16 protein-coding genes and 1 pseudogene are annotated in these 16,085 nt (G+C 40.9%); all 17 read left to right on the top strand.

The window, feature by feature from the left end; genetic code table 11:
* The first annotated feature begins 151 nt into the window (after positions 1–151).
* The 17 genes and pseudogenes from IEU81_RS08525 to IEU81_RS08605 all read left to right on the top strand — a co-directional run bounded on the left by IEU81_RS08525 (position 152) and on the right by IEU81_RS08605 (position 16,031).
* Positions 152–1,057: a LytTR family DNA-binding domain-containing protein gene (locus IEU81_RS08525; RefSeq protein WP_176760629.1), complete on the top strand. Its 906-nt coding sequence runs from the start codon at positions 152–154 to the stop codon at positions 1,055–1,057.
* A gap of 12 nt (positions 1,058–1,069) precedes the next feature.
* Positions 1,070–1,771, top strand: coding sequence for a hypothetical protein (locus IEU81_RS08530; RefSeq protein WP_092598138.1), 702 nt, complete (start codon positions 1,070–1,072; stop codon positions 1,769–1,771).
* Between the two features lie 174 nt (positions 1,772–1,945).
* A complete protein-coding gene (locus tag IEU81_RS08535; RefSeq protein WP_186089331.1) occupies positions 1,946–2,791 on the top strand; it encodes an ABC transporter ATP-binding protein in 846 nt (281 codons plus the stop codon).
* The gene (locus tag IEU81_RS08540) at positions 2,792–3,493 is read left to right on the top strand and encodes an ABC transporter permease (RefSeq protein ID WP_186089329.1); all 702 of its coding nucleotides are present in this window, start codon (positions 2,792–2,794) and stop codon (positions 3,491–3,493) included.
* Positions 3,494–3,675: 182 nt separating this feature from the next.
* Entirely contained in the window at positions 3,676–4,521 is an 846-nt protein-coding gene (gene ispE / locus IEU81_RS08545; RefSeq protein WP_092598131.1) for a 4-(cytidine 5'-diphospho)-2-C-methyl-D-erythritol kinase, read from the top strand.
* Positions 4,522–4,583: 62 nt separating this feature from the next.
* Positions 4,584–5,414, top strand: coding sequence for a pur operon repressor (gene purR / locus IEU81_RS08550; protein ID WP_092598128.1), 831 nt, complete (start codon positions 4,584–4,586; stop codon positions 5,412–5,414).
* Between the two features lie 30 nt (positions 5,415–5,444).
* The gene (locus tag IEU81_RS08555; protein ID WP_092598125.1) at positions 5,445–5,819 is read left to right on the top strand and encodes a RidA family protein; all 375 of its coding nucleotides are present in this window, start codon (positions 5,445–5,447) and stop codon (positions 5,817–5,819) included.
* 80 nt (positions 5,820–5,899) lie between these two features.
* A pseudogene (gene spoVG, locus IEU81_RS10995) lies at positions 5,900–6,214 on the top strand (septation regulator SpoVG); the annotation flags it as partial.
* Positions 6,215–6,447: 233 nt separating this feature from the next.
* Positions 6,448–7,803 carry a bifunctional UDP-N-acetylglucosamine diphosphorylase/glucosamine-1-phosphate N-acetyltransferase GlmU gene (glmU, locus tag IEU81_RS08565; protein WP_186089327.1) on the top strand — a complete coding sequence of 452 codons (1,356 nt, stop codon included), beginning with the start codon at positions 6,448–6,450 and terminating at the stop codon, positions 7,801–7,803.
* Positions 7,804–7,819: 16 nt separating this feature from the next.
* Complete coding sequence (locus IEU81_RS08570) at positions 7,820–8,797, top strand: ribose-phosphate diphosphokinase (RefSeq protein ID WP_186089325.1); 978 nt, start codon at positions 7,820–7,822, stop codon at positions 8,795–8,797.
* A gap of 115 nt (positions 8,798–8,912) precedes the next feature.
* Positions 8,913–9,566, top strand: a complete 654-nt coding sequence (locus IEU81_RS08575) for a 50S ribosomal protein L25/general stress protein Ctc (RefSeq protein WP_186089323.1) — start codon at positions 8,913–8,915, stop codon at positions 9,564–9,566.
* A gap of 66 nt (positions 9,567–9,632) precedes the next feature.
* Positions 9,633–10,205, top strand: a complete 573-nt coding sequence (gene pth / locus IEU81_RS08580; protein ID WP_092598110.1) for an aminoacyl-tRNA hydrolase — start codon at positions 9,633–9,635, stop codon at positions 10,203–10,205.
* Positions 10,198–13,668: a transcription-repair coupling factor gene (gene mfd, locus IEU81_RS08585; protein ID WP_092598107.1), complete on the top strand. Its 3,471-nt coding sequence runs from the start codon at positions 10,198–10,200 to the stop codon at positions 13,666–13,668. Before pth ends, mfd begins: the two co-directional genes overlap by 8 nt.
* Positions 13,665–14,843: a MazG nucleotide pyrophosphohydrolase domain-containing protein gene (locus IEU81_RS08590; RefSeq protein ID WP_186089322.1), complete on the top strand. Its 1,179-nt coding sequence runs from the start codon at positions 13,665–13,667 to the stop codon at positions 14,841–14,843. The genes mfd and IEU81_RS08590 overlap by 4 nt, the downstream gene beginning before the upstream one ends.
* Positions 14,830–15,102 (top strand): RNA-binding S4 domain-containing protein, encoded by a 273-nt coding sequence (locus IEU81_RS08595; RefSeq protein ID WP_092598101.1) that lies wholly within the window; start codon positions 14,830–14,832, stop codon positions 15,100–15,102. Before IEU81_RS08590 ends, IEU81_RS08595 begins: the two co-directional genes overlap by 14 nt.
* Positions 15,103–15,179: 77 nt before the next feature.
* On the top strand, positions 15,180–15,569 hold the full coding sequence (locus tag IEU81_RS08600) for an FtsB family cell division protein (protein WP_231957215.1): 390 nt from the start codon (positions 15,180–15,182) through the stop codon (positions 15,567–15,569).
* Between the two features lie 81 nt (positions 15,570–15,650).
* Complete coding sequence (locus IEU81_RS08605) at positions 15,651–16,031, top strand: S1 domain-containing RNA-binding protein (protein ID WP_092598094.1); 381 nt, start codon at positions 15,651–15,653, stop codon at positions 16,029–16,031.
* Positions 16,032–16,085 lie beyond the last annotated feature (54 nt).

Below are 16,085 nucleotides of genomic sequence, written 5' to 3' on the forward strand. Positions count from 1 at the left end.
TATTTATTATCTAATTACATTTTGTAACTATTTATAATATACATCATTTAGAAATAGAAATAAAGACTTTTGTTTAATATTTTGAGGAAATTGTCATGATTACGTTTACATGGTAAATTTAAATAGATTTTACACATTGGGAGTAATAATTATGGATATAGAAATTCAGAATATAACAGGACAGCCGTCTGACAATAAAATAAATATAACCTCTGCTGAGTGTCTCTCAGTTCAAATGCCGTATGAACGTCTCGAAGCTTTTTCTGCAGCTTTTGAAAGTGCGGGCGGGCATGTGTTTACAGGTGCGCCGATATATTATAAGCGTTTGAATTTAAAAGTCCATATTGAGTATTTAAGGAAATGGTATAATAGCCCTTTAAAAACTGGTGATTTAATCCAGCAGTTTAAACTTGAAGATGTGATTTCAAGGATGTCTAAACTGAATGAAAAAGAAACCCAAAAACTGAATTACATCCATGCACTGCTCAGCGATAGTCAGCATATTGCATTTATCGATCCATTTTTAAATACAGTTAATGATAACATTCATCTCTTTCATAAAATGAAAGCGCAGCTGCTTAATCAGGGGAAGTCTTTGTTTGTTGCTGCATCCAGACTGGAAGATGCGCTAATTGTTCAGCCGGGTGTAATGAGGCTGAACGGTCAGTCTCTGGAGCTCGTTGAAACCGCAGATAATGCTGATGACGATTCATCCTTGAATATTAGCAAGATTAAAGTGAAAGCACACGATAAAACAATCTTCGTTACGATAGAGGATATCGAATACTTAGAAAGCATGGACGGCAAGGTATACATTAACCTCGGATCACAAAAACTGGTGATGGAAACAACGCTGCAGGGGGCTGTTGATCAGCTCGCACCGCATGGTTTCTACCGCTGCCACCGCTCTTATATAGTCAATCTTCACAAAGTAAAAGAAATCATTACATGGTCAAAAAATACTTATTCTGTCATTGTCGACAATCCGGAAAAATCCAGAATTCCATTGTCCCGTGCCAAATTCAACGAAATACAGGATAAATTACTAAAACTATAAAAAGGTGACTTTATGAATTTATTTAAAATACGAGCGACGATATATAGAGACATCAGAGAGTATTTTACAAACTATGCAGTCATAACTATACTGCTCATGCCGCCGATTATGGCTTTGATGTACAGTACGCCTGCACGTAATATAGAGGTAAACCTGCCTGAGGAAATGTTATTCATACTGCTCGGTACAGTGCTTGCTTCCGTCGCCACTAATATTCCTTTAATGTTATACGCAGAAGAGAATGAGCATGGTTTGTTAAGGATGGTCACACATACAGTGCCTGATTTAATAAGCAGTATATCAGGCAGAAGTATTCTCGTCCTATTGATGACTGCCGTAAATACTATTGTCTCGCTGCTGATTGCAGGACAATTGGCCGTGCTCAACTGGCCGCTTATAGTCGGATTAAGTATCGCGGCTTTGATATTTTTAAATTTAGGATTGATTGCCGGTCTGCTTGCTAAACTGCAGTCAACTTCTACTGTATACGGTGTTGTTATTTTGTTTTTACTTGGAATGACACCTATTATTGAAACGTTTTTTCTGGATCAGGGCCACCCGCTAATGCAATTAGCAAAGTGGACACCCGTGTATCAATTAATGGCGATACATAATAACGCTGGTATAATGCCATACGTTATTATGCTGATATGGTTGGCTTTGTCTGTCTTTGCAGTCTATTTGTCAGTGCTGAAACGTGGTAAAACACTGTAGTACAGTTCGGCGTCTCTTTGTACATTTCGGGAAGTTACCAGAACGTATGATAGAAATTGTATACATTTCAATGTTTATTTACTACAACTCACCGTGATGACATCGCGGTGTTTTTATTTTGCCTCTAAACTTTAGTTAAGGCATCAGCAGATACAAAATTTGGAGGGAATAAAAATGAGTATGATTCAAGTTAATGAACTTAAAAAGTCTTTTGGCAGCGAAGCAGCGCTCCGCGGTATTTCATTTGAAGTAGGAAAAGGAGAAATATTCGGCTTGCTGGGACCAAGCGGGTCGGGGAAAACGACGACTATTAAAATTATGACAGGAGAATTTAAACCGACAAACGGTGATGTGAATGTTAATCAATTCAATTTCCGGCAGTTTGGCAAAAATGAGTATGTAGGCTCTCTCGGTATTTTATCGGATAAAAGTTCCTTATATGACAGATTGACAGTGAAAGATAATTTAGAATTATTCCGTAAACTGTACAACGCTCCGAAAGGGTCAGTGGAGAAAGTATTGAAAGCGGTCGGTCTCGAAGATGAAATGAATAAAACGGTGTCGAAGTTATCAAAAGGGATGAAACAAAGAATTCTACTATGTAAGGCGGTTATTCACAGACCGGCAATCCTTTTTCTCGATGAACCTACATCGGCCCTCGATCCGACAACAACTGAAAGAATCCACGACATGCTAGAGGAATTACGGGATGACGGAACAACGATACTGCTCACAACACATAATATGGATGAAGCAACCCGTCTGTGTGATAACGTTGCATTTTTATATCAGGGAGTTATCCAGGATTCAGGTTCGCCAAGTGCACTGAGACATAAATATAAACGCAATGAAGTACATCTTACGTATAGAGACGGTACGGTGAAAACAACAGACAGAACAGAGGATAACAAGGCAGCACTCGAGAACGTGCTGTTTAACGAAGATATCGTCGACGTTAGAACGGATTTCCCGACACTCGGCGAAGTGTTTAAAAAAGTAACTGGTAAGGAGCTGGTTTAAATGAATATCACTAGAGTAATGGCGATTTTTGAAAAAGATTTAAAAGAATTTATGAAGAATATGATGCTTTTTACATCTGTGATGATTCCGATAATCATGGCATTATTTTTTACGAGAATAGGCGGAGGGCAGGCAGAACTGCCGCCGGAGATGCTGGTCATTGTTGTTGGTGTTGTCTTTACCGCAGTCAGTTTTAGTGCAGTAATGACGATGATTGCTGAAGAAAATGAAAAAGATACTTTAAGAGGTCTACTTCAGTCTCCCGCGACAATTATCGATATTATTTTAGGTAAAAGCATGGTGGTCGGTCTGATGACAATCATATCACTTGTTGCATCTATTTTAATTATCTCACCGGATAATTATTGGACGCTGGAAAATATCATCAGTCTAATCTTGATGGGATTCTTCTTCTTATGCATGGGAATCGGTATTGGACTCATTGTTAATTCAGTCGCAACGACGTCAGTTTACTTGATACCGATTATGTTTATCTTCGGTTTTACACCGTATATCGAAATGATTATTACAGATCCGGATCATATCGCTATTAAGATTGCTGAGTACTTCCCTTTATATCAGAACCTCAATATCCTTAACGGTGAAAGTGGAGCCATGGAGTTTGTCATACTGGCTGCTTGGGCAGCTGCCAGCTTCCTGCTGGTATTATGGGCATTTAACAAACGAAAAAATGATGAATAGAAGCAAGCTGAAGGACGGTTTGGGAATCTTGAATGTGAGATTTCCGGCCGTTTTTTCTCTTTTCATATCTATTTGCCTGCCAAGGCCTCAGATATTAAAAATTCACGTAAATATTCATCATCTTTCTGTGATAAAATAGCACATATATATTTCGATAAAAAATCTGCAAAGGACTATGAACTATGCATTATGAAACAGCACCAGCAAAAATCAACTTAACATTAGATACGCTGTATAAACGCAATGACGGATATCACGAAGTCAGCATGGTGATGACGACTGTGGATTTAAATGATAATTTATCATTTGAAAAGCGGACGGATAAAAAGATCGTCATTGAGTCCGATCATCAGTTTGTTCCGACGGACCGGCGCAATTTAGCCTATCAGGCGGCTCAGTTAATGATGCGCCGTTACAATATTAAATCAGGTGTGACGATTAATATTGATAAGCATATCCCTATTGCTGCAGGCCTCGCCGGAGGTTCAGCGGATGCTGCTGCGACATTCAGGGGGATGAATGCGCTGTACGGGCTTGGTGTGGAACTGGACGAACTTGCTGAATTATCAGCTGAACTCGGTTCTGATATTCCATTTTGTGTTTACGGCGGTACTGCACTAGCGACCGGGCGCGGAGAAATTATAGAGCGGCTGCCGAGACCACCGCACGCATGGATTGTACTGGCTAAGCCTTCTTTAAGTGTGTCGACAAAAACGATTTACGGCGCACTGAAACCCGGGAAAAATAAGCCGGGATCGGATGCGATGAAAGCAGCAATTATTAATAACGACTACAGTGAGATTTTGAATGCTTTAAAAAATGATCTTGAGGAAGTAACGGTGAGAAAATATCCGCAAGTAAAAAAACTGCTCGGAAATATGAAAGAATCAGGCGCTGAAGGCGCTCTGATGAGCGGCAGCGGGCCCACAGTATTCGGTATCGTCAGAAAAGAACGGCAGTCCGTTCATCTTTATAACGCCATGAAGGGGTGCTGTGCTGAAGTTTATCGAATAAGATTGCTTGGATAAGTATTAAAATCCGAACTTATATGGTAAAATCATTACCAATAATACGGTTTAGGAGCTTAATTATGAAATATAAACGCAGTGAACGTCTCGTCTATATGACGCAGCATTTAACTACAAATCCAAACAAGTTAATACCTTTAACGACTTATGTCGATAAGTTCAGCCAGGCCAAATCTTCTATCAGCGAAGACATCCGCATTATAAAGGATGTGCTGAGTGCAGAAGGGCTCGGTGTATTACAAACAACAGCAGGTGCCAATGGCGGTGCGATATTTATACCGAAAATCAGTGTCGAACGCGCTAAAAAGATTATCGCAGACTTTAAAATTGAACTGGAAGCAAACGAACGTCTTCTTCCGGGGGGCTACCTGTATATGTCTGACATTATGGGTGATCCGAATATGATGAATGACATCGGTGATTTAATTGCCACGATGTACGGTCATGTTGAAGTAGACGCAGTAGTTACTGTTGCGACTAAAGGGATATCTTTAGCGAATGCAGTGGCGAGAAAACTGAATGTGCCGGTAGCTGTGATACGTAAAGATAACAAAGTGACGGAAGGATCTACCGTATCGATTAACTATGTTTCCGGTTCGACTCGTAAAATAGAAACGATGGTGTTATCGAAACGGACTTTGAAAGAAGGCTCGCGAGTACTGGTTGTTGATGACTTCCTGAGAGCAGGAGGTTCGATTACCGGCGTGACGAATCTGATGGAAGAATTTAACGCGACGGTTGTCGGAGTCAGTGTACTGGTTGAAGCAAAAGAAGTAGCGAATCGCAGATTTAACGATTATAAGTCTCTGCTTAAAGTATCTGAGATCGATGAATTTAACGAATCATTTGTAGTTGAAGAAGGAAACTGTTTAGATTACATTACAGGTAAATAAATTTAATTCACATTACGGAGGATGATAAGCATGCAACCAATTAATTCTGACAAAGCACCAGCAGCAGTAGGACCATACAGCCACGGCGTAAGAACAGGGAATTTATTCTATTCTTCAGGTCAGGTGCCTTTGACGCTGGAAGGAAATATTGTTTCAGATGATATTAAAGAACAGACAAAACAAGTGCTGGATAATGTCGGCGGCGTCCTCGAAGCAGCTGATCTGGATTACAGCAATATCGTAAAAACAACTATTTTTATCGCTGATATGAATGATTTTGCAGCCGTGAACGAAGTTTACGCAACGTACTTTACGGGTAAATTACCTGCAAGATCATGTGTAGAAGTTAGTCGTCTCCCATTAGATGCGAAAGTGGAGATTGAGGTTGTTGCATCTTTCGAATAACTGTTGATTTTAGTGGGGTTCTAAGCTAGATGGGTTTTACACAGAAGATCTAAAACATAAATCTATGGAGGAACAGACACATGAAAATAACAGATGTAAGATTAAGAAAAGTAAATAATCAAGATACAAGAATGAAAGCTTTAGTTTCCGTAACATTTGACGAATCATTTGTTATACACGATTTACGCGTAATTGACGGCAACAACGGCCTGTTCGTCGCAATGCCGAGCAAACGCACACCGGATGGAGAATTTAGAGATATTGCCCATCCAATTAACTCTGAAATGCGCCAGCACGTTCAGGAAGAAGTGATGCGCGTATATGAAGAAACAGCGGATGCAGTACAAGAGGAACAGGAAAATAAAAGTGAACCGACAGTGGAGTCTGATCCTGCAGAAGATGAAGCTGTACCGGAACAGGCGGATGAAGCAGATGCCGCAGATTCTAATGCTGCACAAGAAAACAATGTAAAAAATGAAGACACTCCTGAAGTATCGGAAGATACTGCGGAAGAAAATAAATAAATAATTTTTCAGGCCGGGCCGGCGCGGCCCGGCCTGACTTTCGTCTTGAAAGATTGCCGGTACTGAAATATAATTAGAATATCGTATTAATATGGGGGTTAATTATGCAAACAAGAGCGATTATAGTTGCTGCAGGTGTCGGTAAACGAATGAATTCAAAGAAACCGAAAGTATTGCACGAGGTTTGTGGAATCCCGATGATTACCAGAGTAATTAATAATGTAAAACAAGCAGGCATCAGCGATATTTACGTCGTTTTGGGAACATCTCACGAGGCAGTAACTGAAATTTTGCCGGATGATGTCAAAGTGGTTGTCCAGGACGAGCAGCTGGGGACAGCGCATGCGGTCAATCAGACTGCTGCTGAACTTAGTGAAGCGGACGGCAACACGCTTATTATAAATGGAGATACACCGTTGATTTCTGCGTCTACAATTGAGAAGCTCGCTGCTGACCATGAAGCTTCAGGTCTAAAAGCGACTGTTTTGTCGGCTTATGCGGGCAATCCTGAAAATTACGGACGTGTGATCCGTAAAGAAAACGGTACTGTTAAAGAAATTTTAGAAGAAACAGAGCTTACACAAGAGCAAAAAGAAATTAAAGAAGTCAGTGCAGGGGCAGCAATTTATAATAATCAGGAATTATTTAAAGTGTTGAGTAAAATTACGAATGATAACCCTGAAGAAGAATATTATTTAACAGATTCTGTTGGTCTTCTAAGCAGTAAAGGTGCCCGTGTCGGTGCTTATGTGACAGATAATAATGATGAAATTATTAATGTCGATGACAGATTGCTGTTGGCCCGTGCTTCTGAGATTTTAAGAAGCCGCACGAATGAACGCCTGCTTAAACAAGGCGTGACAATTATTGATCCAAAGAACACATACATCGATGAAAGTGTTAAGATTGGTATGGATACTATTATTTATCCTAACACTGTGATTAAAGGTAATACTGTGATCGGTGAAAATGCAATTATTTCTGCAAATTGCGAAATTAGCAACAGCCTGATTGGTGATAATACAGAGATTAAACATTCTGTACTCACTGATGCAACAGTTGGCAGCAGCACGACTGTCGGACCATTCGCTCAGCTTCGCCCGGGCGCGAAACTTGGTGAAGCCGTGAAAGTCGGAAACTTTGTTGAAGTGAAAAAATCGGAATTAAAAGATGGCGCAAAAGTCTCGCACCTGAGCTACATCGGCGATGCTGAAATCGGCGAACGTGCAAATATTGGATGCGGCGCGATTACTGTGAATTACGATGGTATCAATAAGTTTAAAACGACTGTCGGGCAAGATGCGTTTATCGGCTGTAATACGAATCTCGTTGCCCCTGTAAGCGTTGGGGACCGTTCTGTTACAGCGGCGGGCTCAACAGTGACTGATGACGTACCAAATGACAGTTTGGCAATTGCACGAAATAGGCAGACGACAAAAGAAGAATATTACAAAAAATAATATCTGGAGGATTAAAATGCTAGCTTCTAGTAATCAAAACAAGAATTCTAAGATGAAATTATTTACGTTGACAGGGAATGAACCTTTAGCACGCGAAATCGCAGATCATATCGGTATTCCGCTTGGCAAATGTACTGTAAACCGTTTTTCTGACGAAGAAGTTCAAGTCAACGTTGAGGAAAGCGTTCGCGGCTGCGATGTATTCGTTATTCAGCCGACAAGCCAGCCGGTCAATGAAAATCTGATGGAACTGTTAATTATGCTCGATGCACTAAAACGCGCATCAGCAAACACAATTAACATCGTTATGCCGTATTACGGTTACGCACGTCAGGACCGTAAGAGCCGTGCACGTGAACCTATTACTGCGAAGCTCGTTGCAAACCTGATGGAAACAGCTGGTGCAAACCGTGTGATTTCTCTCGATCTTCACGCACCGCAAATTCAAGGATTCTTCGATATTCCTATCGACCACCTGATGGGTGTACCGATTTTAAGCGATTATTTCCTGGAACACTCTGGTATCGACTTAGAAGAAGTTGTTATCGTATCGCCTGACCACGGTGGTGTAACACGTGCCCGCCGCATGGCAGACCGTCTTAAAGCACCGATTGCAATCATCGATAAACGCCGTCCGCGTCCGAATGTTTCTGAAGTCATGAACATCGTTGGAGAAATTGATGGCAAAACAGCGATTATTATCGATGACATTATCGATACAGGCGGCACGATTAAAACAGCAGATCAGGCACTCGTTGATAAGGGAGCTAAAGAAGTCTATGCATGCTGTACGCACCCGGTACTTTCAGGTCCGGCAATCGAACGCATTTCAGACTCTGTGATTAAAGAGCTTGTTGTGACGAACTCTATTCAGCTGCCTGAAGAGAAGAAAATCGATAAAATTACAGAATTATCCGTTGGAGAACTGCTTGCTCAAGCCATTGTAAGAGTTCATCAGCAGGAATCTGTAAGCATTTTATTCGATCAAACGTGATAATTTAACAGTTTTTTTACAAACTGCTGTATTTTGTGGTATTATAATGCGTGGCTATGTGTTAGGATAGGCGTTATTATAATAGACTTGTAATAGATGAAAGGTGGAAATAATTATGGCTAAATTAGCCTCAAGCAAAAGAGCTGAAAAATCAAAACAATCAGAGCTGAAAGAATTACGCTCAACAGGTAAAGTGCCTGCAGTCGTATACGGATATGAAACAGAAAATACATCATTATCAGTAGACGAAAACGAATTTATCAAAGTCATTCGTGAAGTTGGACGTAACGGGGTTATCGACCTTGAAGTTGCTGACAGCGGTACGACTCAAGTAATGGTTAGCGAATACCAATTCGATGCACTTAAAAACCAAATTACTCACATCGACTTCATTGCAATTAACATGCAGACTGAAGTTACTGTTGACGTTCAAATTGAATTAACAGGCGAAGCACCAGGACAAAAAGAAGGCGGTGTCATCGAACAGCCGTTATTCGAAGTGTCTGTAACTGCTAAACCAGCTGATATTCCTGAAACTATCGAAGTTGATATTTCAGAACTTAATATCGGTGATTCAATTCACGTTGAAGACATCCGTTCTAAAGGTAACTTTGTTATCGAAAACGAAGATGCAGACTCACTTGTTATCATAAGTGCTCCAACTGAAGAGCCTGAAGAAGACGAAAACGCTGAAGAAGAAAGCGTTGAAGTTGAAGCGACAGCTCAGAAAAATGACGAAGCTGACTCTGAAGAAGACGAAGAAAAGTAATTTTAAATTAATACACAACGGCGGTGGATTTTCCATCGCCTTTTTTAACGTTTATGAGGTGATGAAATGAAGTGTTTTATCGGACTTGGAAACCCGGGCCCTAAATATGATCAGACGCGTCATAACATTGGTTTTATGGCGATAGACAGATTGAGCAGCGACACGCATATTGAACTTGATAAAAGTAAATTTAAATGTATGTATGGCACAGGTCTTTTAAATGGCGAAAAAATCATGCTGGTTAAACCGCAGACATTTATGAATTTATCTGGTGAAGGGGTGCGTCCGCTAGTCGATTATTACAATATTGATCTTGCTGATATCGTTGTAATCTACGATGACCTTGATTTGCCGCTTGGCCGTATCAGGCTGCGCCAAAAAGGCAGCGGCGGCGGGCATAATGGTATTAAATCGCTAACACAGCACTTGGGCAGTGAAAAATATAACCGTATCCGTCTCGGTATCGAACGGCCGCCAGCAGGGATGCCGGTCACTAATTACGTGTTAGGCAAGTTCCAAAAAGAAAATCAAGAGACGCTCGACAAAGTGCTCGATGTATCAAGTAAAGCGTGTCAAAGCTTTGTTTCAGAGCCATTTTTAGATGTAATGAACGAATATAATGGTGATGTCAATGCATAGTAAAATAAGCGATAGAATATTAAATGATGAACGCGTCAAAAGTATTTTAAATTATAAGAGTGATAAAAATCTGCTCGTTACCGGTGTTAATGATGATTTTAAACCTGTACTCATGAAGGAACTGGCTTCAAATTCGAACCGCCCGCATGTAGTGTTTGTGGAAAATAATCATCATATGGAAAAACTTGCAAACAGCATGATGGACGTCATGGATAATGTGTATACATTCCCTGTCGGCGACATTATGATCGAAAGTCTCTCAAAACAAAGCCCTGATTTTATGAAAGCAAGAATGACTGCATTATATGCACTTGCTCATGAGAAACCAGGGCTCTTTATCGTACCTGTACATGGACTTTTAAAACCTTTGATGCCGAAAGAAAAACTCTTATCTTATGAAAGAACGCTGAAGCTCGGCGGTACTGTGGACTACGATGAACTCATCGAGTTCCTCGTCAGTCTGGGCTATAAGCGCATGAGCCAGGCGGCGAACTTTGGCGAGTTTGCGGTGCGCGGCGATATTTTTGATATTTATATGCACGATGCATTTCTCCGCCTGGAGCTGTTTGATGATGAAATCGATTCACTCCGTCTGATCGATCCGGAGAGCCAGCGGTCACTTGAAAATATCGACAGCATTACATTAGAACCATACGCAGAGTATATTGTTGAGGCATCTGAACGTGAAGAGCTGCTCAGTAAAATTGATGAGCTGTATGAAAATACTAAAGCAAATCTAGAAGGTGTCACGAAAGAAGCACTTGAAGAGTACTATGATGTGGTCACGCACCCGGACCAGCTGGTTAATCATCTCGCACAGTTTGCGCATTTGCTGGATGAACACGATAAATCTCTGATTGACTATTTAACGCCTGCACACCGTGTCTTTATCGATGATGTGAATGCACTGAAAACATCATATGATGCAGAGTTTGAAGCAGTGAATAATTATTTCAGCTCAGTGCTAGAAGCAGGACAAATGTTCAGCGGCGGGCAGAATTATTTAGAAGGCCAGTATGAACGCCTGCTCGGAATTAAAGGCGTCACATATTTTAATTTATTTATGAAGAGTATGCCGGTTCCAATCGGGGAAATGATTAAAATATCAGTCAAACCGACGGAAATTTACTACGGCCAGTATGATATTCTGGCTTCGAATTTAAACGGCATGCTGGAAAATGACTATTTAATTAATATTATTCTCCGCGATGAAGATGAGCTGAATAAAACGAAACAGCTACTGGAAGATTTAAAAATTCCAAGTTTTATTGAGGATATTCCGGAAAACTCTGGTATTGTTCTGACGGTAGGCAGTATGGCCACCGGCTTTATCTTGCCGTATATGAGTGCGGCGATTTTAACGTCTAAAGAACTGTATAATAAAGTCCAGAAACGTAAGAAGCGAAAACAGAAACTGTCAAATGCCGAAAAAATTAAATCTTATCAGGAATTAAATGTCGGTGATTATATCGTCCATGTCCACCATGGTGTCGGCAGATATTTAGGTATTGAAACACTGGAGGTCGGCGGGACTCACAGCGATTATATGAAACTGCAGTATAAGGGTACCGATCAGTTGTATATTCCTGTCGATCAGATGGATTTGGTTCAGAAATATGTTGCCAGTGACGACGGGTCGCCGAAGATGCACAAACTCGGCGGCGTAGAGTGGAAGAAAACAAAAGCGAAAGTAGAAGCCAACGTTAACGATATTGCCGAAGAGCTGATCCGTTTGTATCAGGAGCGCGCGCAGTCTAAAGGATTCCAATTTAGTCCGGATACGGAAATGCAGGATGCTTTTGAAGCGAGATTCCCATATGAACCGACGCCGGACCAGCTGGCGAGTGTGCATGAAATTAAAAAAGATATGGAAGCAGAACGTCCGATGGATCGTTTATTATGCGGTGACGTCGGATACGGCAAGACAGAAGTTGCCATCAGAGCTGCCTTCAAGGCTGTTCAGGACGGCAAGCAGGTCGCATTTTTAGTGCCGACGACAATTTTAGCAGCTCAGCATTTTGAAAGTTTAATTGAAAGAATTGAAGATTATCCAGTCAATGTTGCGATGATGTCACGCTTTAGAACGGCCAAAGAAAACCGTGAAACGGCAGCAGGCTTAAAAGAAGGGCGTATTGATATCGTAGTCGGAACACATAAAATACTCGGCCAATCGATTGAATATAAAGATCTCGGTCTGTTAATTGTCGATGAAGAACAGCGGTTTGGTGTGAAACACAAAGAAGCGATTAAACAGATGAAAAACAATGTCGATGTGCTCACCTTAACAGCCACGCCGATACCAAGGACGCTCCATATGAGCCTGACGGGAGTCAGAGACTTATCAGTAATCGAAACACCGCCTGAAAACAGATTCCCTGTACAGACATACGTGCTTGAATATAATGGGAATTTCGTCAAAGAGGCAATTGAAAGAGAATTGTCGAGAGGCGGGCAGGTATTTTATCTGCACAACAGAGTCGATACGATATACAGCAAACAGGCACATGTTGAAATGCTGGTTCCTGATGCTTCAGTCGGAGTGATGCACGCCAAGATGACAGAAAAGCAAATTGAAGAAACCATGCTCGATTTCGTCAATGGTGAATTTGATGTGCTGGTGACAACAACGATTATCGAAACGGGTGTCGACGTGCCGAATGCCAATACGCTGATTATTGAAGATGCAGACCGCTTTGGCTTAAGCCAGCTCTATCAGCTGAGAGGACGCGTCGGCCGGAGCAACAGAATCAGCTATGCTTATCTGTTCCATCAGCCGAACAAAGTGCTGACAGAAGTGGCGGAAAAGAGACTGGAAGCAATTAAGGAATACACAGAACTCGGCAGCGGTTTTAAAATTGCTATGCGCGACCTCAATATTCGGGGCGCGGGTAATCTGCTCGGTAAAAATCAGTCCGGCTTTATCGATTCAGTCGGCTATGAACTGTACAGCGATATGCTGGAAAGCGCCGTTCAGGAAAAACAGGGTATAGAAAAAGAAGATGAACCTGTAAATATTCCGATCAATATCGAAGCGGATGCTTACATTCCGGCAACATATATTACGCATGAGCAGTCAAAAATTGATATTTATAAACGTTTAAGAAAAGCCAATTCAATGGAAGAGGTCCAGGATATTGAAGACGAACTGATCGACCGTTTCGGCGAATATCCAAAAGAAGTCGTCAATTTAATCGAGCTTGTTAAAGTGAAAGTATATGCATTGATGTACGGTATTTATAAAGTATCTGAAGATGCAAGACATTATTACTTAAACGTATCGAAATCTGCAACAGAAGAAATCAGCGGTGAGAAACTGTTCCAGGATACTCAGGATTACAGCAGAATATTGAAAATTTCAGTGAAAGATGGAGAAATCCGTTTAACAATCCGCTCAAAAAATATTAAAGAACTCGTCAATATTATGAGTGCAATACAAGACAGCAGAATGGAGGCCGTTCAATGAACACGATAACAGTTATCGGACTCGGCACATCTGATACCGATAAAATGCCGCTCGGCGTTTATAAACAGCTCGCTGCAGCGAAGAAAATATTTGTTAGAACGATGGATCACCCGGCAGCAGTGATGCTTGAAGATGAAGGCATGGATATTACAAGTTTTGATTCTTACTATGAAGAAAGCGATGACTTTTCAAATACGTATGAAAGAATTACTCGTATCTTGCTGAAAGAAGCGGAGCACGGTGACGTGCTGTACGCAGTGCCTGGGCATCCGATGGTTTATGAAACAACGACTGAACGTCTTTTGGATGCTGAAAAAGAAGGGAAAGTGAAGGTGGTCATCGCAGGCGGACAGAGTTTTATGGATGATGTGATCACTGCCCTTAAAATTCCGGTGAATGAAAATTTTCAGCTGCTGGACGGTACAGCACTTAATATTAGAGATCTGGACTATCGTAAACACACGCTGATTACGCAAGTATATAATCAGCTGTCAGTCAGTGAAGTTAAAGTGACACTGCTCGACTATTATCATTACGATACGCCAGTATTTTTAGTTGATAAGGCAGGCAGTGCTGACGAAGAGATTATTGAAAGTACTATTGCGGAAATTGATTTCCGTGTGCCGGATTCAAATCTGCTCTGTATGTTCGTGCCGAAAACTTCAGGTGAACAGTATGACAACCAGTCGCTTGGTCATATGATTAACCTCTTTGATACGCTGGTGGGAGAAGAGGGATGCCCGTGGGATAAAGTCCAGACCCATGAATCGCTGGAGCGTTATCTGCTAGAGGAATCATATGAAGTTATCGAGGCCATTGAAAGAGAAGATGATGAAGGTCTGGTTGAAGAACTTGGGGATATACTGCTGCAGGTGGCACTGCATGCGGCAATCGGTAAAAAAGAAGGTTACTTTGACTTTTACGATATTCTCAGTTCCTTAAATAAAAAAGTGAAACACCGACACCCGCACGTTTTCGGAGATGCATCTGTTGAAAATATGGAAGATTTAAATAAAGTGTGGGAAAAAGCAAAAGTCGAAGAAGGCAAGAAAGCTAAAGTTAAGTATGAAAAAGAATATGCAGAAACTGTTTTGAAGTGGATGAAAACAACCATTCATGAAAAACGGCCGCTGCATGAATTAATAACAGGGGATGATCAGCATGAGACTCGATAAATTTTTAAAAGTGTCGAGAATTATTAAACGCCGCACTCTGGCTAAAGAAATCAGTGACGAAGGACGCATCGAAGTGAACGGCCGTCCTGCAAAAGCAAGTACGGCACTAGCTGCAGGCGACACGCTTAAAATTCGTTTTGGGCGCAGTATTATGACTTATGAAATATTGGAATTGAACGATAAAGCCAAAAAAGAAGATTCGGATAGAATGTATAAAGTGCTGAATGAAGAGAAAATTGAAAAAGAATCAGATTTTTAATAGATTGTCACCTATTTTTCCTGTATCTTGTATATAATAGAGAGTGAATACAAGATTAAATGATTGGATGTGACAATGTGAGCAACAAGGTAGTCAGACTCCTTAATAACTATACGAAAAAACGTGATAGCGAAAAGAAGCAATTAGCGAGTGAATCGCGTGTGTCGCGCCGCCGCACTATGGTTTTTGGCAGCATTCTGCTAGGTATAGCCATCGTACTGATGCTCGTAGCATTCAATCAAAAACAGGCAAATGACGCGTTGCACGAAGACGTGCTGGCAACGACGGAAGTGCTTGAAGAAAAAAATAAACAGCATTCTGACTTAGAACAGCAAATCAGACAGCTTAATGATGATAATTATATTTTGCGTATCGCACGCAGTGAATTCTTTTTATCTGAAGAAGGAGAATTAATATTTAATCTTCCTGAGAACGGAGAAAAAGAAGATGCCGAGAATAAAGAATAATCATTCCTTATGTAATGATTATTCTTTTATTTAGTGGTAATATAGAAATGTATAATGATTTTGGGAGGATATTAAATAAACATGTCAGTTGAAGCGGGCAGTAAAGTTATCGGCAAAGTAACAGGAATCAAACCATTTGGTGCGTTTGTTGAGTTGCCAGGGGGCAAAACAGGATTAGTTCACATTAGTGAAGTCGCAGATAAGTACGTAGAGGACATCAACGAACATTTAAAAGTCGGTGACCAGATAGAAGTTAAAGTGCTGACGATAGGTGAGGACAATAAGATAAGCTTATCTATTAAAAAGGCACAGGATAAACCAAAACCGAAGCCGCGTGCAAAAACGCCTTCACCAGAAGACTTTGAGAAGAAACTATCAGGTTTCCTTAAAGACAGTGAAGAGAGAATGTCTACAATTAAAAGACAAGCAGAATCGCGCCGCGGTGGAAGAGGACGTAAATAATCATATTAAGAGGCCGGAGCAATTCGCTCTAGCCTTTTTATTTTATTGGCAAAA

Origin of the sequence: Jeotgalicoccus aerolatus (assembly GCF_014635205.1) — a bacterium.
Lineage (GTDB): Bacteria > Bacillota > Bacilli > Staphylococcales > Salinicoccaceae > Jeotgalicoccus > Jeotgalicoccus aerolatus.